15 protein-coding genes and 1 pseudogene are annotated in these 18577 nt (G+C 58.9%); 5 read left to right on the forward strand and 11 right to left on the reverse strand.

Annotated elements, in window-relative coordinates:
- The coding region (locus MHK05_RS08950) for an oxidoreductase dimerization domain-containing protein (protein ID WP_239206213.1) at positions 1-743 on the forward strand (743 nt) is incomplete at its 5' end.
- 72 nt (positions 744-815) lie between these two features.
- Here MHK05_RS08950 and MHK05_RS08955 read toward each other — a convergent pair.
- Positions 816-2129, reverse strand: a complete 1314-nt coding sequence (locus MHK05_RS08955) for a short-chain fatty acyl-CoA regulator family protein (RefSeq protein WP_239206215.1) — start codon at positions 2127-2129, stop codon at positions 816-818.
- A 167-nt stretch (positions 2130-2296) separates the two neighbouring features.
- On the opposite strand from MHK05_RS08955, the gene prpD reads away from it, so the two are divergent.
- Genes prpD through MHK05_RS08970 form a run of 3 tightly spaced genes read left to right on the forward strand, consistent with a single transcriptional unit; the run spans position 2297 to position 5912 of the window.
- A complete protein-coding gene (gene prpD, locus MHK05_RS08960; protein WP_239206217.1) occupies positions 2297-3808 on the forward strand; it encodes a 2-methylcitrate dehydratase PrpD in 1512 nt (503 codons plus the stop codon).
- Positions 3808-4740, forward strand: coding sequence for a methylisocitrate lyase (gene prpB, locus MHK05_RS08965; RefSeq protein ID WP_086587871.1), 933 nt, complete (start codon positions 3808-3810; stop codon positions 4738-4740). The genes prpD and prpB overlap by 1 nt, the downstream gene beginning before the upstream one ends.
- 14 nt (positions 4741-4754) lie before the next feature.
- The gene (locus tag MHK05_RS08970; protein ID WP_239206219.1) at positions 4755-5912 is read left to right on the forward strand and encodes a bifunctional 2-methylcitrate synthase/citrate synthase; all 1158 of its coding nucleotides are present in this window, start codon (positions 4755-4757) and stop codon (positions 5910-5912) included.
- Positions 5913-6000: 88 nt separating this feature from the next.
- Here the strand turns inward: MHK05_RS08970 and MHK05_RS08975 are convergent, their stop codons facing one another.
- Genes MHK05_RS08975 through MHK05_RS08985 form a run of 3 tightly spaced genes read right to left on the reverse strand, consistent with a single transcriptional unit; the run spans position 6001 to position 7896 of the window.
- Positions 6001-6684, reverse strand: a complete 684-nt coding sequence (locus tag MHK05_RS08975) for a hypothetical protein (RefSeq protein ID WP_023020682.1) — start codon at positions 6682-6684, stop codon at positions 6001-6003.
- A 2-nt stretch (positions 6685-6686) separates the two neighbouring features.
- On the reverse strand, positions 6687-7541 hold the full coding sequence (locus MHK05_RS08980) for an ATP-binding cassette domain-containing protein (RefSeq protein WP_239206221.1): 855 nt from the start codon (positions 7539-7541) through the stop codon (positions 6687-6689).
- Entirely contained in the window at positions 7528-7896 is a 369-nt protein-coding gene (locus tag MHK05_RS08985; RefSeq protein WP_049359605.1) for a GntR family transcriptional regulator, read from the reverse strand. Before MHK05_RS08985 ends, MHK05_RS08980 begins: the two co-directional genes overlap by 14 nt.
- Positions 7897-8273: 377 nt before the next feature.
- Here MHK05_RS08985 and MHK05_RS08990 point away from each other — a divergent pair, with 377 nt between their 5' ends.
- The gene (locus MHK05_RS08990) at positions 8274-11705 is read left to right on the forward strand and encodes a pyruvate carboxylase (RefSeq protein WP_239206223.1); all 3432 of its coding nucleotides are present in this window, start codon (positions 8274-8276) and stop codon (positions 11703-11705) included.
- Positions 11706-11958: 253 nt separating this feature from the next.
- On the opposite strand, the pseudogene MHK05_RS08995 reads toward MHK05_RS08990, so the two are convergent.
- The 7 genes and pseudogenes from MHK05_RS08995 to MHK05_RS09025 form a co-directional block, all read right to left on the reverse strand.
- Positions 11959-13005: pseudogene (locus MHK05_RS08995) on the reverse strand (DUF1648 domain-containing protein); the annotation flags it as partial.
- Positions 13002-13379: a GntR family transcriptional regulator gene (locus MHK05_RS09000; protein ID WP_239206227.1), complete on the reverse strand. Its 378-nt coding sequence runs from the start codon at positions 13377-13379 to the stop codon at positions 13002-13004. The pseudogene MHK05_RS08995 and the gene MHK05_RS09000, both read right to left, overlap by 4 nt.
- A gap of 142 nt (positions 13380-13521) precedes the next feature.
- Positions 13522-14544, reverse strand: a complete 1023-nt coding sequence (locus MHK05_RS09005; protein ID WP_239206229.1) for an ABC transporter permease — start codon at positions 14542-14544, stop codon at positions 13522-13524.
- Complete coding sequence (locus MHK05_RS09010) at positions 14541-15122, reverse strand: ABC transporter ATP-binding protein (RefSeq protein WP_239206231.1); 582 nt, start codon at positions 15120-15122, stop codon at positions 14541-14543. The genes MHK05_RS09005 and MHK05_RS09010 overlap by 4 nt, the downstream gene beginning before the upstream one ends.
- A 39-nt stretch (positions 15123-15161) precedes the next feature.
- Entirely contained in the window at positions 15162-15605 is a 444-nt protein-coding gene (locus MHK05_RS09015; protein WP_239206233.1) for a hypothetical protein, read from the reverse strand.
- 23 nt (positions 15606-15628) lie between these two features.
- A complete protein-coding gene (locus MHK05_RS09020) occupies positions 15629-17392 on the reverse strand; it encodes an acetyl/propionyl/methylcrotonyl-CoA carboxylase subunit alpha (RefSeq protein ID WP_239206235.1) in 1764 nt (587 codons plus the stop codon).
- Between the two features lie 154 nt (positions 17393-17546).
- Positions 17547-18410, reverse strand: coding sequence for a sulfurtransferase (locus tag MHK05_RS09025; protein ID WP_023020692.1), 864 nt, complete (start codon positions 18408-18410; stop codon positions 17547-17549).
- Between the last annotated feature and the right edge of the window lie 167 nt (positions 18411-18577).

Genomic DNA, 18577 nt, shown 5'->3' on the forward strand with positions numbered 1-18577 from the left:
CCGACGTCCTCGAGACCGTGCTTAGCGAGCGCGGCGTTGAGCTGGAAAAGAACTGCCGCGTGGAAACCGTCAATCGCACCGAGGACGGCAATGTGCTGGTGACCACTCAAGACGGCCGCGAAATTACCGGTTCCCATGTCATCATGTCTATCGGCTCCATCCCGAATACCAAGGACTTGAAGCTGGAGAACGTTGGCGTGGAAACCGCCAAGTCTGGCCACATTCAGGTTGACCGCGTCTCCCGCACTAATATCGCGGGCATCTACGCCGCTGGCGACTGCTCTGACCTCTTCCCGTTGGCTTCCGTTGCTGCAATGCAGGGCCGCGTAGCTATGTATCACGCCCTCGGTGAGGGTGTGTCCCCTCTGCGTCTAAAGACCGTGGCTAACGCCGTCTTTACCCGCCCAGAGATTGCCGCTGTAGGCTTCACCCAGGCAGAAATCGAGGCCGGTGAGGTAGCCGCCCGCACCATCACCATGCCGCTGAATACCAACCCGCGCGCCAAGATGCGCTCGCTCCAGCACGGCTTTGTCAAGCTCTTCTGCCGCGCGACCTCCGGCCGCGTTATCGGTGGCGTCATCGTTGCACCGACCGCCTCCGAGCTCATTCTGCCCATCGCCATGGCCGTGACCAACCAGCTCACCGTAAATCAGCTGGCCGATTCCTTCGCCGTTTACCCGTCTCTGTCCGGCACCATTACCGAGGCCGCGCGACGCCTCGTGGCTCACGACGATCTGGAGTAAAGTTTCTTTCGGTTCCTTTCTTTTGCGCCCGCCTTGGTAACCAGCCTAGGGCGGGCGCTTTTGCATGCGTTGCTAGAAGGTGGAGTAGGAATGCTCGGCGGTGCGATTGAGCGAAACCTGGATGGGGCGATCTGCTTGTGGAAGGGCACGCTGGGGACAATGTTCACGCGGGCACGCGGTGCAACCAGGGCCGATAGGGGTGGCGGCGGATACATCTAGATTAAGAGCATCGGCGTAGACAATGCGGTCGGCCTCAGAGATATCGCAGCCTAAGCCCACGGCGAATTCCTTGCGTGGGGTGCCCCAGGATTTTGCGGTTCCTTGCACAAAGCGGCCTATCCACAGGTAGGCATGGCCGTCTGGCATGGCGGCTACCTGGCGAGTGATGCGGTTGGGCGTTTCAAAGGCGCGGTGGACTACCCACAGCGGGCAAGAGCCTCCTGAGCGGGCGAAGTGGAAGGCGGTGGAGGATTGGCGCTTGGAGATATTCCCAGCGCGGTCAGTGCGGATGAAGGAAAAGGGAACGCCGTTAAGGCCTGGGCGCTGGAGAGTAGCCAAGCGTTGCGCGGTGGTTTCGAAACCGGTGCCAAAGTAGTTGCACAAAAGGTCGATATCGTAGCGGGTTTCCTCAGCCATCGAGAGGAACGGTTGATTGGGCATGGTGACCGCAGCAGCGAAGTATTGCGCGAGACCTAAAGTAGCTAATTCTTGGGCTTCGCCTGCCGGAAGTTCGGAGACGAGGTTATCGCAGACATCGCGGTAGGCAAGCAGGCAATATTGGAGCGCCATTTCAAAGACTAGCTGGGCTTCGGAGAGGCCGTCGCGAAGCGCAAGCTCTCGGGTGTCAGGGTTGAAGCTGCGGCGTGGGCCCGGCCGGGAAAAGCGGACGGTAACGCCAAGGTCCTCCTGCATGCGGGAAGCTAGGCGGCCACGGCGTAGCACCCGGTCACCGAGCTGGCCGGCGAGCTCTTCTGCCAGCACATCGAGCTCGTGAATGTAGTTATGGGCGTCGTAGAAAAAATCTCGCACGAGCTCAAAGGGGGAGCGCTCGCGCGCCGGAGCGCGGGTGGCGATATCGACGAAGCGTGGCATGAGCTCCGGAAAGCGCGAGGCGAGGTCGGCCAAGGAGTCTTCGGTGGCCTCGGGGAAGATCCGGCGCAGGTCGGTAATGGTGCGTGCATCGCGGTCGTTCGCAAAATAGCCGGGGTCCAGGTTAAAACGCTGGGCTAATTGCATAAGCACGGTGACGGTAAGCGGGCGCTGGTCGTTTTCGAGCTGGTTGAGGTAGCTGGTGGACAGCCCCAACTGTTTGGCCATCGCTACCTGTGTGAGTCCCCGTTGCTTGCGCAGTGCATGGATTCGTGCCCCCGCATAATGCTTGGTCATCGGTTGCTATGCCGCCTTTCACCGCCATGAGCAGTTGAAACCACAAACTTTGCAGATTTCACTGACTCATTCCGCTAGATTACACACACCATACTTATAGCGCGCAGCACATTCAAGCATTTAGTGTGATTCACAACGCATTTACAGAGTGGAGGAGGATCCATCTAGTGAAGAACCACGAGGTAAGAACCCATAAATCCGCTGAGGATTTCCCCTATGAGGAGCACCTGGCGTACAAGGTGGCAGAAGTAGCCGCGGATCCGGTAGAGGTTCCCGCCGAGACCACCGATATGATCATCAACCGCATTATTGATAATGCGGCCGTGGGCATGGCGTCCGTAGCGCGTGGCCCGGTAACCTCTGCCCGCGTCATGGCTCAGGCACACCCAGTAACTAAGGGAGGCTCCACGGTATTTGGTGTGGATGGTACTTACTCGGCCGAATGGGCCGCGCTTGCCAATGGCACTGCAGTCCGCGAGCTGGATTACCACGACACTTTCCTGGCTGCTGAATACTCGCACCCCGGGGATAATATCCCACCGCTGCTTGCTACCGCCCAGCATAAGGGGCTGAGCGGCCGAGACCTTATCCGGGGCATCGCTACCGGCTATGAAATCCAGGTCAACCTCGTGAAAGGTATGTGCCTGCACGAGCACAAGATTGACCACGTGGCACATCTTGGCCCTTCTGTAGCCGCCGGTATCGGCACCATGCTTGGACTAGATAAGGACACCATCTACCAGGCGGTGGGCCAGGCACTGCACACCACTACCGCCACTCGGCAATCCCGTAAGGGCTTGATTTCCTCTTGGAAAGCCTACGCCCCAGCCTTCGCGGGAAAGATGGCTATTGAAGCCGTTGACCGGGCGATGCGCGGAGAAGGTGCGCCGGCGCCCATCTGGGAAGGCGAGGATGGATTCATCGCGTGGATGCTGCATTCGCCGGAGCGCACCTACACGGTCCCCTTGCCAGAACCTGGCGAGGAAAAGCGCGCCATCTTGGATACCTATACCAAGGAACACTCGGCTGAATACCAGGCCCAAGCGCCCATCGATATGGCCTTTGCGCTAAAGAAAACCTTGGCAGAAAAGGGCCTGCAGACTGCGGACATCGAGTCCATTGTTCTGCACACCTCGCACCATACGCACTATGTCATCGGTACCGGTGCCAACGATCCACAAAAGATGGATCCCTCTGCTTCTCGCGAGACGCTGGATCACTCGATCATGTACATCTTTGCCATAGCCCTCGAGGATGGCGAGTGGGACCACGAGGCTTCCTATGCCCCCGAGCGCGCCAACCGCCCGGAGACCATCGAGCTGTGGCACAAGATTTCCACTGTCGAAGACCCCGAGTGGACCCGCCGCTATCATTCCAACGACCTGTCTGAAAAGGCCTTTGGCGGCAAGGCGGTGATCACCTTCAAAGACGGCACCGTGGTAGAAGATGAGCGCGCAGTTGCTGATGCCCACCCGCTGGGCGCGCGTCCTTTTGCCCGCGAGCAGTACATAGAGAAATTCACCAAGCTTGCGGCCGGCATCGTGGACGAGGCCGAACAAGAACGTTTCCTCAATGCGGTCCAGAACTTGGAAAACCTCACTGACCTGACCGAACTTAACGTTAGGGTGACTGATGCTCATGTGGCCAGCGCGCCTAAGAAAGCGGAAGGAATCTTCTAATGGCAGGACTATTTGGCTCTTTGAAAACTGCCGCGGAAAAGCGCCAGGATTTCCGCGCTGACCTTGAATCCAGCACCATTACCCGTCTGCCGGGCGCGTTCAATCCCCTGACCGCGCGCCTAATCCAAGATATCGGTGGTTTCGGCGGCGTTTATGTCTCCGGTGCGGTGCTGGCTAATGATTTGGGTCTTCCCGATATTGGCCTGACCACCCTGAGCGAGGTGGCGCAGCGCTCCGGGCAGATTGCTCGTGCGACGGATTTGCCCGTGCTTGTCGACGCCGACACTGGCTTCGGCGAACCCATGTCCGCCGCCCGCACCATCGCCGCACTCGAGGACGCTGGTCTTGCCGGCTGCCACCTTGAGGACCAGGTCAACCCGAAGCGCTGCGGGCATCTCGACGGCAAAGAAGTGGTGGACAAAGACATCATGGTCCGCCGCATTAGCGCCGCGGTCAACGAGCGGCGCGACCCGAATTTCATTATCTGCGCCCGCACCGACGCCGCAGGAGTAAACGGCATCGATGATGCCATCGACCGTGCCAAGGCCTATGCCGATGCTGGAGCAGACCTCATCTTCACCGAGGCGCTGTACCGGCCGGAAGATTTTGAGAAATTCCGCGTCGCGGTGGATACCCCACTGCTGGCAAATATGACCGAGTTCGGCAAAACCGAGCTGCTCTCGGCGCAACAGCTAGAAGACCTCGGCTATAACGCGGTTATTTGGCCCGTTTCCTCTTTCCGCGTGGCTATGGGGGCGACCGAAGACTTCCTACGCGATGTGCAAGAAACCGGGATTCAAACCGATTGGCTCGAGCGCATGCAACACCGCTCCCGCCTTTATGAACTGGTGCGCTACGAGGAATACAACGACTTCGATAAATCCGTATTCACCTACTCCAAAGACACCTACCAGCCCACTTTTGAAAGCTAAGGAGATTTCCCACCATGTCTGATAAGAACCACACCCCCGAAATCCGCAAGGGCCTATACGGCGTCGTCGTCGATGAGACTGCCGTTTCCAAGGTCGTCCCCGAGACCAACTCATTGACTTACCGCGGTTATCCCGTCCAGGAGCTGGCTCGCTACTGCTCCTTTGAGGAAGTGGCCTACCTGCTGTGGAACGGCAAACTACCAGGCCAAGAATCGCTTATCCGATTCTCCGCCCGCGAGAAGGCCCTGCGCCACCTAGAGCGCCACGTCATCGACCTCATCATGTCCATGCCGCTATCGTGTCACCCAATGGATGTACTGCGTACCGCCATTTCCTATATCGGTTCCCAAGACCCAGAGGAATACACCAAGGATTCCGAGCATATCCGCCGCACCGCGCTGGAGCTTATGGCCAAGATTCCCACCATCATTGCGCTTGATATCCGGCGCCGCCGCGGTGAAGGCTACATCCAACCCTCCCGCAAGAAGGGCTTTGCGGAGAACTTCCTTTGGATGGTCTTCGGTGATGAGGAAGGCTCCCCAGCGACCAACCGTGCCGATATCGAGGCTTTTGATAAGTCCCTTATCCTCTATGCGGAGCACTCCTTTAACGCCTCCACCTTCGCTGCCCGCGTGGTGACCTCGACCATGTCCGATACTTATTCCGCCATCGTCGCGGCCATCGGCGCGCTCAAGGGGCCCCTGCATGGCGGCGCCAACGAGGCCGTGATGAAAAACTTCCTGGAGATTGCCGATCCTGCCAAGGCAGAAGAGTGGACCAAGAAGAAGCTGGCGAACAAGGAATTGGTCATGGGATTTGGTCACCGTGTCTACAAAAACGGCGACTCCCGCGTGCCAACAATGGAGGCAGCGTTTAAGGAGCTGGCCGAACAGCACGACCAGACCCAGTGGGTTGAGATGTATGACATCATGGCCAAGACGATGGAGGAAAACACCTCCATCAAGATCAAACCGAACCTCGACTTCCCGGCTGGACCTGCCTATCACATCCTGGGCTTTGACATTGAATTCTTCACGTCAATCTTTGTCATGGCCCGCATTACCGGCTGGACTGCGCACATCGTAGAGCAGAACGAGAATAACTCGCTTATCCGTCCGCTTTCCGCCTATAACGGCGAGGAGCAGCGTTCGGTTCCACCGAAGTCCTTCTAAAACGTGTCAGCTCCCCCAGACTCCGGCACCGTCAAGTTGGCCGGAGCGGGGGAGCCGATATTTCTGTCGTGGTTTTTCTGCAGTCGGGCTATGGCTGGATACGCCGCGCCAGGATGTGAATTGCTGCGGTGCAGATAAGGACAGCTAAACCAGCGAAGAAAAACATGCCGGGCCATGGGGCGCCGATTTCTACAGCTCCAAATGATTCAGCGAGAGTAATCACGATGCCATCCGCTAGGAATAAGCCGATGATGATGCCGGCGATTAGCAGGAGCCGAACGAATAGGGAGCTTTGGTTTGCGCTACTTACTACCACACCGATGAGTGCGCCAATGTATCCGGTTATGAGGTGACCACAGGCGAAGCTACCGAAGGTTGCCGCGTAGCAAAACGGAAGGCTGGCTTCTACTGCGCCGGGGGTGATTGCCCACGAAGAATTCGCGTACGCACCCGATTGCAGCGCGATGTAGTAAGCGGTCCAGGCGACGGCTCCAAAAATGAGCGCGGCTAGCCACAGTGTCGCGTGCATGCTGCTAAGCCATTGCCGGGGTCGCATCCCCAGGCCACGCAAGGAACGGTATTCGGTTGCGGCGAAGGCGCAGTAGAGACCCCATATAAAGACTGCGAAGATTCCCCAGCCAGTCGGATTGGCACCGATGGCAGAGGGATCGCTGGGGACGGCATACGGGAGAACCCACAGCAAAATGACGATGATGCTAATAACGATGAGCGCTTTGGTGGCGTTGAGGTTGAAGGACTTCAATAGCTTCATGACTAGGACTCCTCTTGTGAGGTGCGGGTGGATTCATGGGCGCGGGAGACAAGGGAATCAATGAGTTGACCATCGTCGAGGTAGGAAACAGTGACGTGGGCGGCGGCTGCGGTATCAGCTGGAAACGGTACTGGGGACCAGGCATGAACCTTGGCGGTGGAGCCGAGGGAGGATTGGTGGAGGGGGAGGGCGTCGGCAAGCGCGAGTGCTTGCTCAACGTTCTTTGCGCTGCCTGTGAGCACGGGGTAATGCGGCCGCTGAGATTCAAGATCTGTGGGCTTATTGACTGTGCCTTCCTGCACGGTAATGACCTGGTCAACCAAACCTACGAGGTCTTCCGCTCGGTGGGAAGAAAGTACGAGCAGCCAATCCGGGGTGGCCGCGGCATGGGCGATGATGAGCTCTCGCAGGCGCGTCCGCGTCGGTGCGTCTAGGCCATTGAAAGGCTCATCGAGGAGGGCAACCGGAGTGCGCGCTGCCAGGGCAGTGGCACAGGCAACTAGCTGGCGCTGACCGGTGCTTAAAGAACGGTTCTTGTAGCGCTTATCGACGCCCAAACTATCCAAAAGCTCCTCCGCATACCCCACGTCGAATCTTTCGCGGACGTGCTCTGCGGCCCGCAGGTGTTGGGCCACAGTAGAACCGGAAAGCAAGATATCGGCGCCGGTGCGCGCGATCGCCACCTGTGGGGTATCGATGCTGCCCTTGGTAGGCAGGAACCCCGCTACCGTGCGCAAAAGCGTGGTCTTGCCGGCGCCATTGGGCCCGATCAATCCGTACATGCCGGAGTTGAGATCGAGATGCGGCACGTGCAGGCGGTGCTTGCAGGTGACGTTCTGCAACTTAAGGTGCGTCATGATGGTCTCCTTCGGCTTCGATGAGGTCGGCGATGTCGCTGGCGCTTAATCCCAATGCGGCCCCTTCTTTCAGGAGGGGAACGATGAAGTCTTCCCTAAGTGATTCTTGGCGTTGATGGCGAACCTTCTCGCGAGCGCCTTCGCGTACAAACATGCCCAAGCCGCGGCGCTTTTCCAGCAGCCCTTCCTCGAAGAGGACGGTGAGCGCCTTGGCAGAGGTGGTCGGGTTGACGGAGTGGAATGCGGAAAGCTCGTTGGTGCTGGGGGCGCGTTCGCCCTCTGGCAGTTCGCCACTGATGATCATGTCCCTAATCCCTCCTGCCAGTTGCTGGTAAATAGGCCGGGTGTCACTCATCCTGCGGCCCCTCTGATTCGTGGCATATGATTCCCTTTCCGGTGTATGGGTTAACCATTTATGTGGGTAACCATATAACGAAAGGTGCCCGCGGTCAACGGTAGGAGTGATATGGGATGGAGCTGCGGTGTAAAAGCGGGTGTCCCCGCTGTGTAAGTTGTTGAATTAAAAATTTGCAACATTTACAGAATCGCCAACCTTGTTATTACTGGTCGACCTGTAGAAATGTCCGCAAGGTGGCTCCGTGGCTGGTAAGTGTGGCGAATTAGGCGTCGAAAAGGGCAGACATTTGAGGAGTGGCCCTCTAGACTGAGATGCGGATCACCCAACAGGAGGCGTTGCATCGCGGCGTCTTCCGAGCTGAAAGGAACACAGAAGTGGCTAATCCCGCGCTTCCATCGTTCAAAAAGATTCTGGTAGCCAACCGCGGCGAAATCGCCGTGCGTGCATTCCGCGCTGCCTTTGAAACTGGGGCAAAGACCGTAGCGGTCTACCCTCGTGAAGACCGTAACTCCTTCCATCGTGCGTTTGCGGATGAGGCCGTCCGTATTGGTACCGAGGGGCAGCCGGTAAAGGCTTATCTCGATATCGATGAAATCATTCGCGCCGCGAAGAAAGCGGAAGCGGATGCTATTTACCCCGGCTACGGTTTCCTTTCGGAGCGGGCGGATCTTGCTCGTGCCTGTGAGGACAATGGAATCAAGTTCATTGGCCCGACCCCATCCACACTGGATTTGACTGGTGATAAGGCTGCAGCGGTAAGCGCGGCGAAGGAAGCTGGGCTGCCGACGTTGCAGGACTCGGAGCCATCGACGGACGTCGATAAGCTGGTGGAATACTCCAAGGATTTCAATTTCCCCGTATTCGTTAAGGCTGTTGCCGGTGGCGGCGGGCGCGGAATGCGCTTCGTAGAATCCGAAGATCAGCTGCGCGAGAAGGCTGCCGAGGCCTCCCGCGAAGCGGAAGCCGCATTCGGCGATGGCAGCGTCTACCTTGAAACCGCAGTAATCAAGCCACAGCACATCGAGGTGCAGATTCTGGCTGATAGCCAAGGCAACGTTATTCACCTCTTTGAGCGTGACTGCTCCGTCCAGCGCCGCCACCAAAAGGTCGTGGAAATCGCCCCAGCGCCATCGATGGATCCGGAACTGCGTGACCGCATCTGCCAGGATGCGGTGAAGTTCTGCGAGCACATCAACTATGAGGGCGCGGGTACCGTGGAATTCCTCGTCGATGAGCGCGGCAACCACGTCTTTATCGAGATGAACCCGCGTGTGCAGGTGGAGCACACCGTGACCGAGGAAATCACCGGCGTCGACATCGTGAAGGCCCAGATGAATATCGCGGCCGGTGCCTCGCTGGAGGATATTCACCTCGCCCAAGACAAGATTTCCATCACCGGGTCTGCCCTTCAGTGCCGCATTACCACTGAAGATCCGAATAATGGTTTCCGCCCGGATACCGGTACGCTGACCGCGTATCGTTCGCCGGGCGGCGCTGGCGTGCGTTTGGACGGTGCAACCTCTGTGGGTGCAGAGGTATCGCCGAACTTCGACTCCTTGCTGGTAAAGATGACCTGTCGCGGCGTCAATTTCGAGCAGGCCGTGCAGCGCGCCCAGCGCGCGCTCAACGAGTTCCACGTCTCCGGTGTGGCCACCAATATCGGCTTTTTGCGCGCCCTGCTGCGCGAGCCGGACTTCACTCAGACCCGTGTGGACACCGGCTTCATCAACGCACACCCGCACCTCCTCAAGGCACCGCCCGCCGTCGATGAGTCTGGTCGAATCCTCGAGTACATTGCGGAGACCACCGTTAATAAACCCAACGGCGAGCGCCCGACGGCACTTCGTCCCTTTGACAAGCTCCCCGAGCTGGACTCTTCTGAGCCGCTACCGCGCGGTTCCCGCGACGATCTGCTCGAGTTTGGGCCACAGAAGTGGGCAGAAAAGATCCGTAAGCAGCACTCACTCATGGTTACGGATACCACCTTCCGCGATGCCCACCAGTCCCTGCTGGCCACCCGCGTGCGTAGTACTGCGCTGGTTTCCGCCGCCGAGGCTGTCGCTCGCATGACCCCGAATCTCTTCTCCGTGGAGGCTTGGGGTGGTGCGACTTATGACGTCGCCATGCGCTTCCTCCACGAGGACCCCTGGGTACGCCTAGACATGCTGCGCGAGGCTATGCCGAACCAAAATATCCAGATGCTCCTGCGCGGCCGCAATACCGTGGGCTATACCCCATACCCAGATTCGGTCTGCCGCGGCTTCGTCCAAGAAGCAGCCAAGTCGGGCGTTGATGTCTTCCGCATCTTCGACGCACTTAACGACGTCTCCCAGATGCGCCCCGCCATCGAGGCCGTTCTCGAGACCAATACCACCGTTGCTGAGGTGGCCATGGCGTACTCCGGCGACCTTGCCTCGCCGAAGGAGAACCTGTACACGCTGGATTATTACCTCAAGCTGGCCGAACAGATTGTGGAGTCCGGCGCCCATATCCTCGCCATCAAGGATATGGCGGGTCTGCTTCGCCCAGAGGCTGCTTCCAAGCTGGTCATGGCGCTGCGCAAGGAATTCGATCTGCCGGTGCACGTGCACACGCACGATACCGCCGGTGGACAGATGGCCACTTACTATGCGGCTGCGCTCTCTGGTGCCGACATTGTCGACGGCGCCTCCGCGCCGCTGGCAGGAACCACCTCGCAGCCATCGCTGTCGGCGCTTATTGCGGCCTTCTCCCAATCCAAGCGCGACACCGGCATCGACCTGCAGGCAGTTTCCGATCTCGAGCCGTACTGGGAGGCCGTGCGCCAGCTCTACGCCCCGTTCGAGAACGGCATCCCTGGCCCGACCGGTCGCGTGTACAAACACGAGATTCCAGGCGGTCAGCTCTCCAACCTGCGTGCCCAAGCCGTTGCTCTTGGCTTGGCGGATCGCTTCGAGGTCATCGAGGACACCTATGCAGCGGTCAATGAGATGCTGGGGCGTCCGACCAAGGTCACCCCATCTTCCAAGGTCGTGGGCGATCTTGCCCTGCACCTTGTTGGCGCGGGCGTAGATCCTGCAGACTTCGCCGCTAACCCGACGAAGTTTGATATTCCGGACTCGGTTAACCAGTTCCTCCGCGGACAGCTCGGTACCCCTCCTGGTGGTTGGCCGGAACTGCGCGATAAGGTGCTCGACGGTCGCGAGGCGACCGGCGCCCAAATCAGCGAAGTTCCTGCTGAGGAGCAGCCGCACCTCGAGTCCGATAATTCGGATGAACGCCGTGCCAGCTTGAACCGCCTGCTCTTTCCCAAGCAGTTCGAGGAGTTCAACGAGTTCCGCCGTAAGTACGGCAATACCGAGGCGCTGACGGATACCACCTTCTTCTACGGTCTGACTGAAGGCGAAGAAAAGGTAGTCCACTACTTCCCAGAAGGCTCCACCGATCGCGCCGATCTCAAGCAGGTCGTGGTGCGTCTCGACGCCGTGGGTGAGCCGGATGAAAAGGGCATGCGTAACGTCGTGCTCAATGTCAACGGTCAGATTCGCCCGATGAAGGTTCGCGACGAAAACGCCGAGTCCACCGTCGCCACCGTAGAAAAGGCTGACCCTTCCAACGAGGGACATGTCGCCGCACCATTCGCCGGCGTGGTCAATCCCACCGCCAAGCCTGGCGACGAGGTGAAGGCCGGCGACCAAATTGCCGTCATTGAGGCAATGAAGATGGAAGCTTCCATCTCCGCCACTAAGGATGGCGTGGTCGAACGCGTGGCCATCGGCCAGGCCACCAAGGTTGAAGGCGGCGACCTCATTGCTGTAATCAACTAGACTGCACACTCAAGCGCCCCGCTTCCCTCGATTTATCTCGAGGCAGCGGGGCGCCTTGGTGTCTAGCAGCGGTAGAAATCAACGATTTCGCCCATCCAAATGACCAGATCCGTCGACGAAATCCTTGCTTTAGATGGACGAAATCGTTGATTCGCGATGATAGCGGAGGTTTGCCTTAGCCAAGGAGGACGGGCAATGCTAACGAGCCGACCAGGATGAGTATCACGAGGCCGAAAAAGACCTTGGCCTGCCACCGGGCATAATTAAACGACATTCCCGTACCGAAGCGCTTATCTACCAGTACCGCTGGGTCATCCGGGTTGTAATACATTACGCCCCATTTATAGAGGTGGTCATTGTCCGGTGATTCTTTGTCTTCATCGGAAAAGGGAATGCCGCGCAATTGCTCGGATAACCGGGATTGCTTGTAGAGAAGAAATACAACTAGACCGATGCTGCCACCAATGGCGAGAATCAACATTGTGATGATCACGGCGCTGTGGAAGCGTTGATAGTGCGGGATAGGGCCGGTTACCTGTATGAAGGCCATCCCGGCGCTGATGAGCAGAGTAAGTACTCCCATTCCGGTGTTCGTGACAGCGAGGTTGGCTTCGTTACGCAGCCGCGCTTTAATGCTGCGCTCAGAGCGTGGGGACACCTCACTATGCGCGATAAAAGAGCAGATAATGGCAAATAGGCAGAGCTCGCCTAGAGCCACGAATGAGGAGAAAAACACGCTCCCGATTGATTTGTCGCTCCAATTGTCGGCTTCCATGGAGCCATTCCAATGCACGGGAACGGGGTCCGGAATGGCGGACCAGTGGGAAGCGACGATGATTGCACCGGCCGCGATGCACAACAGGGAAGAGAGCATGGTTACCCATGGAAAAGTCGGCGTAGGGAAGCCGTCGAAGTTGGGCGTGCCAATGGATTTGCGGGAAACACGGGCAGCGATGGTGGTTTCCACCTCGTCGAACCAGCCGCCCGCCTTTTTAGCGGCGATGATGCGGCGACGTTGGGAGATGTAGGCCCACATGCCACCGAGCGCTACCACGAGGGAAGGTAGTGCAGCTAATAACGGCAGTTTCCAGGCAAAGAGGGACATGGCCGTTGCCAAGATGCCGCAGCTCCACGTGCGTGCCTTGAATCCAGCGAGGGCAGAGGTAACTGCAGGATCGGAAAGATAAGCCTTGGGCACGCGCACTCCGAGCGGTGTGCCAGGCGAGGCCAGGGAGGGGGCTGTGGCCATGATCCAGGTGATAACGAGGGTGGTGGCGGCCATTAAAAGTGTGAAAATCATGGTGATACTTCCAGGTCATTAAGGGTGGAGCTGAGTCGAGCGTGGAGCTCATCTGGGCTAAAGCCTTGGGCGCGGGCGAGTGCGACTACGCGGCTTAATTGCTCATTCAGTTGTTTTTCTTGTGAGGCGGTGCGAGAACCAGGCCTGACGATGGATCCGGACCGGCCGGCGGTTTCTACAAGGCCCTCGGAAACCAAGAGGTCGTAAGCCTTCTTTACGGTGGCGGGGTTAATGCCTATATCTTTGGCAACGCGGCGGACGGGATCTAGCTTGTCGCCATCGGAAAGCTGTCCGTGAGCGATAGCCAAAACGATTTCATCGTGAATTTGTTGAAATACGGGGACGTCAGATTCGGGGTTAAGGGTAATGAACATCTGTCACCTCCAATCTCTTTTCTGTATTACTTACAGTAACACAATCTGTATTGCTAGTTGTAATACAAAATGAGATCCCAAAGAAACCCCAGGTATGTGTGACTTAACGCAGTGACATACCTGGGGTGTTGGGGCAGGGAGACTAGAGGAAAAGGGCTACTGCGATGGCAGCAATACCGTAGCTCCCGCGCATGAAGTAACCGAAGACCTCGGGAGAGAAGGAGGCGCCGAAGCCGCCGGTATCGATGATATTCATGGTGGTCACACGTGCGGGACGGGAGCGCTTAAAGGCGGCGTAGCTAAGCCCCAAACAACATGCTGCGAGCGTGAACAGGGACAGCTTCCACACGGTGGCGATGAAGGCGGTGCCAAGAACGGCAGCACCTGCGGTGGCAGCCAGCGGCAGTCCCCAGTCGGGCCACGCACCATCGACGATGCGGCCGAAGGAGGCGGCGCGGCTGGTAGCGGCGCTGACAATGGTCCAAGCGGCAGTGAATCCAATGAGCGCAAGGCTGCCGAGCTGTGGGGCAAGCGCCAGGGTCAGCCCCATGACGGCGACTGCACCGAGGGGGATGTACCACCGGCGATACAGGCGCCAAGCAAAAAGGAGACTGAGCGAAGCCGTGGCACGCGAGCGCGGGCGCAGGCGCGCGGATTGGGAGGCGATGGCATCGGCAGAAACCTCAGAATCCAGTAGCCCAAAGGAGGACGAGCCGATGGCACGGGTACGGCCCGCGTGAAGGAGCGAGGCGAGATCGAAGGACCGCCAGCCGATGACAAACCGCAGCAGGGGTAGGGTTATCGCCGCATAGAGTGGAAGATGCAGTGACGTGCACAGGGCGAGGCCAAGGAGGCTTATGCCGGCGAGTTGCGCAATAGACAGCTTATCGACGCCTCCCATGCGCCCCCGCGGCCTATCCGCATAGACCCAACGCCCGAGCGAAAGGCTGCGCAGCGGATAGAGCGCCTCGAGGAGAACGATGAGGGCGAGCGAGCCGAACCCGGCACCAATGATTGCGGTGGCAGGAAGGGCGGCAGCCGTGCGCTGCGCGAGCGAGGGCAGAAGCGCTGCAGCATTGTGCCAGGCGTAAACGCTGACGCTCGCGATAAGTGCCGCGATGAAGGCGTAATAGATGGCTGAGGAGGCTGTGGAGAGAAGTTTCATGATATCTCCACCACCTCGTCGCAGGCATCGAAGATGACTGGAGAATGGGAAGCGAGCACCACACAGCGGCCATCGGCTGCGAGGTGGCGTAGCTCCTCGGCCAAGAAAGCGGTCCAGGTGTGGTCGAGGTGGCGTTCGGGCTCGTCGATAAGCAGGGCTTTGGCCGGCTGATAGAGCTGGGCTGCGAGGTAGACGCGCTGGCGCTGGCCCGAAGAAAGATCGCTGACCGCAGAACTCAGGATGGCTTGGTCGAGGGCCCAGAGCTCATGGATCTCGGTAAAGTCCACGCCGGTGCGGTGGGATAGCAAACTAAAGTGCTCACCCACGGTGAGATCGGGGAGGAATACTGGGTCCCCGACGGAGATAATGGAACCGGCCGCCTCCGCGCTACCGGGTGCGGCACCGTCGATGAAAACGGTGCCATTTAGTGGGGCAATCTCGCCGCTCAACGTCTGCAGCAGCGTAGATTTACCCGCACCATTCGGGCCTTTTAGGCCGTATACGCGACCGGCATTAAAGCTGCGATTGAGGTGCCCCAAGGGGGCGGAATGTCCGTAGTCTGCATCTATTGTCAACATTGTTGCCAGGTTAGCAGACAGGCGGCTGGACCCTGGGGGCTAAAAGCGGCGGAAGAATTTACCTGGGGCAAGCTCCTCGAAACCAGGTAGGGGCGTGGCCGACGAGATACCAGGAGCGGTCTGCTCGGCCGCGAGGTCGATGGCGTTGCTAATGAGCAGGGTGCGGGCGGCTGGATCGTCGGTGGCGACGACGAGCTCGGGGATTTCCTCGGGATCGAAGGGGGTGAGCCAGGCGGCGTCGTCAAGCGGGTGGGCTAAGGGATCGCCCAAGAAAGCTGGGCCTTTGTCAGCGGCGGGGTAGTAGCGCAAAAGCGCGGCGCCGCGGGGAGCAATGGTGGGATCCTCGTTCGCGGACATGGGCAAGGCGAGGACACCGCCGTCCACGATGGGGGACCACTCAGAGATATAAGAAGGGAAGAGGACCGCGAGATAATCACGATCCTCTTCCTTGGCCAAGCGTACGCCGAGGGAAGAAGCAGTCATTCTTCCAAGGCTAGCGGGGTAGGCTACTTGATTTCCAGCAGCACGCTGCCCTTGGTGGTAGAAGCGCCTGCTTCTACTGCCAGACCGGTAACGGTGCCGGCCTTATGCGCCTTGACGGGATTTTCCATCTTCATGGCCTCGAGAACGAGGAGGACCTCACCTTCGGCGACCTCCTGGCCCTCTTCCACATTGACCTTGATGACCGTGCCCTGCATTGGGGAGGTAACCGCATCGCCGGAAACGGCGGCCTTGGCGCCGGAACCCTTGCGCTTTTTCTTTTTACGTGGGGTGCCGTTGGCACTGAAGGACGCGGGGAGGGCTACCTCGATACGTCGGCCGTCGATCTCCACGGTGTGTACCTGGGAAGGTTCTGCCTCGGCGGCTTCGGCATCAGTGGAATCATCGTGGGCGGGAAGCTGGTTATCCCATTCCTCTTCGATCCACTTGGTGTAGACGCCGAAGTTGCCATCTACTGCAGTGAAAGCTGGGTCAGCAACGATAGCCTGGTCAAACGGGATAACGGTGGGCAGGCCCTCAACCGTGTACTCGGATAGGGCGCGGGCGGAGCGACGCAGTGCGGTCTCGCGGTCTGGCCCCCAGACGATGAGCTTGGCCAGCATGGAATCGAACTGTCCACCAATGACGGACCCCTGGACGACGCCGGAATCTACGCGCACGCCCGGACCAGCTGGTTCGGAGTACTTCACGATGGTGCCGGGGGCTGGCATGAAGTTTGCGGCGGCATCCTCACCGTTGATGCGGAACTCGAAGGCATGGCCGCGCGGGGTGGGGTCTTCCTGCAGGGAGAGCTCGTGGCCCTCAGCGATACGGAACTGCTCGCGCACGAGATCGAGGCCGGTAGTTTCCTCGGATACGGGGTGCTCCACCTGCAGGCGAGTATTGACCTCCAGGAAGGAAATGAGGCCATCGGCGCCCACCAGGTACTCAACGGTGCCGGCGCCGTAGTAGCCGGCCTCGCGGCAGATGCGCTTGGCAGACTCGTGGATGGAGGTGCGTTGCTCATCGGTAAGGAAAGGCGCGGGGGCTTCCTCGACTAGCTTTTGGAAGCGGCGCTGCAGGGAGCAATCGCGCGTGCCGACGACCACTACGTTTCCGTGCTTATCTGCCAGCACCTGGGCCTCGACGTGGCGGGCCCGATCCAGGTAGCGCTCTACGAAGCACTCGCCGCGGCCGAAGGCGGAGGTTGCCTCACGGGTAGCGGATTCAAAGAGCTCGGGGATTTCCTCTGCGGAGTAGGCCACCTTCATGCCGCGGCCGCCGCCGCCAAAGGCAGCCTTGATGGCAACGGGAAGGCCGTATTCCATGGCGAAGGACTGCACCTCATCGGCGCCAGCCACCGGATCCTTAGTACCCGGGGCCATAGGGGCTTCGGCGCGCTCGGCGATGTGCCGCGCGGTGACCTTATCGCCCAAGTTGCGGATGGACTCAGGAGAGGGGCCAATCCAGGTCAATCCGGCATCAACGACGGCCTGAGCAAAGTCGGCGTTTTCGGATAGGAAACCGTAGCCCGGGTGGATGGCATCCGCGCCGGATTTTTCTGCGGCCTCCAGAATCTTGTCAAAGACGAGGTAGGACTCGGCAGAAGTGGTGCCCCCGAGTGCAAAGGCTTCGTCGGCAAGCGAGGCAAAGGGTGCCTGGGCGTCTGGCTCGGCGTAGACGGCGACGGAAGCAATGCCAGCGTCGCGGGCCGCGCGGATCACGCGAACGGCGATCTCACCGCGGTTCGCTACGAGAACCTTTGAGATCTTTTTGGTTTCTACTGCCACGGCAGCAACCTCCTGAACACATTAGGTTGAATACGCAATCTATTCTTGCACACAAAAGCATGAGTTAATTTTCACGCACGCAAGGGGGACATTTTTGAACAAAAATAAACCCACATCCAGTGTGGACATGGGCTTATACGGCTAAACCGAAAAACTAACGCTCAATCGGCATTTTCACCATATTGCCCCACTCAGACCACGAACCATCGTAGACCTGCGCCTTTGTGAATCCCAAAAGATGCGTGAGCACAAACCACGTATGCGCGGCTTGGGCGCCCACGTGGGAATAGAGGATTGTGGCAGATTCAGGCTCCAACATTCCGTAATTGACCTGAAGCTCTTCGGCCGAGCGGAAGCAGGAGTTGGGGTAGGTGGAACGATCCCACTCGAGGTTGATCGCGCTAGGGATATGGCCGTGGCGCATGGTGGTGCCGTAGGCGGAATCGCCATTGGGATCGTGTTCGGTGGCCTCGCCCGCAAACTCTTCTGGGCTGCGGGTGTCTACGAGCGTGCCTTCGGTCTCGCGCACCTGATCTACGAAGGCGCGCAGCATAGAGTCATCGCGGCTTACTTCGGGATATTCGGATGCTGGGAAGTCTGGAACCATGAAAGAGGTATCGCGTTCCTCGGCCATCCACGCATTGCGGCCGCCATCGAGCAGGCGAACGTCCTTGTGCCCGAAGAGGGTAAATACCCACAGGGCGTAGGCAGCCCACCAATTGGACTTGTCGCCGTAAAGAACAATCGTATCGTCGGCGTTAATGCCCTTCTCTCGCATTAGGGAAGTGAATTCTTCTCCGTCGATGAAATCACGGGTAAGTGGGCTAAGTAGTTCCGTGCGGAAGTTAATGCGGGTGGCAGTGGGGATATGGCCAATGTCATAGAGGAGCGAGTCTTCATCCACCTCAATAACGCGCAGGCCTTTGATGCCTAGGCGTGCGGACAGCCACGGTGCAGACACGAGGCGTTCGGGATGTGCGTATTCCTGGAATGGGGGATAGGGATCAACGTCAGCCACTGTCCGCCTGCCTTTCCTATAAGGGTTAATAATTCGCTCCCACCACTTTAACCCGATTTTTCCCGTGATGATCACTCGGGCATTAATCCTGTGGCCTGAGATACAGGTTTTAACCGGTGATTGGGGCCGCCGGCCGGCGGGGTTAAAGGGAGGGGGCAGTTGGGCGC

This window comes from Corynebacterium nasorum, from assembly GCF_022347325.1.
Taxonomy (GTDB): Bacteria; Actinomycetota; Actinomycetes; order Mycobacteriales; family Mycobacteriaceae; genus Corynebacterium; species Corynebacterium kefirresidentii.

Excerpts from the sequence above, each read along its gene's own strand:
- MHK05_RS08955 (WP_239206215.1), bottom strand. The coding sequence starts at position 2,129 with ATGACCAAGCATTATGCGGGGGCACGAATCCATGCACTGCGCAAGCAA.
- prpB (WP_086587871.1), top strand. The coding sequence starts at position 3,808 with ATGGCAGGACTATTTGGCTCTTTGAAAACTGCCGCGGAAAAGCGCCAG.
- MHK05_RS08970 (WP_239206219.1), top strand. The coding sequence starts at position 4,755 with ATGTCTGATAAGAACCACACCCCCGAAATCCGCAAGGGCCTATACGGC.
- MHK05_RS08975 (WP_023020682.1), bottom strand. The coding sequence starts at position 6,684 with ATGAAGCTATTGAAGTCCTTCAACCTCAACGCCACCAAAGCGCTCATC.
- MHK05_RS08980 (WP_239206221.1), bottom strand. The coding sequence starts at position 7,541 with ATGACGCACCTTAAGTTGCAGAACGTCACCTGCAAGCACCGCCTGCAC.
- MHK05_RS08985 (WP_049359605.1), bottom strand. The coding sequence starts at position 7,896 with ATGAGTGACACCCGGCCTATTTACCAGCAACTGGCAGGAGGGATTAGG.
- MHK05_RS09000 (WP_239206227.1), bottom strand. The coding sequence starts at position 13,379 with ATGTTCATTACCCTTAACCCCGAATCTGACGTCCCCGTATTTCAACAA.
- MHK05_RS09005 (WP_239206229.1), bottom strand. The coding sequence starts at position 14,544 with ATGAAACTTCTCTCCACAGCCTCCTCAGCCATCTATTACGCCTTCATC.
- MHK05_RS09010 (WP_239206231.1), bottom strand. The coding sequence starts at position 15,122 with ATGTTGACAATAGATGCAGACTACGGACATTCCGCCCCCTTGGGGCAC.
- MHK05_RS09015 (WP_239206233.1), bottom strand. The coding sequence starts at position 15,605 with ATGACTGCTTCTTCCCTCGGCGTACGCTTGGCCAAGGAAGAGGATCGT.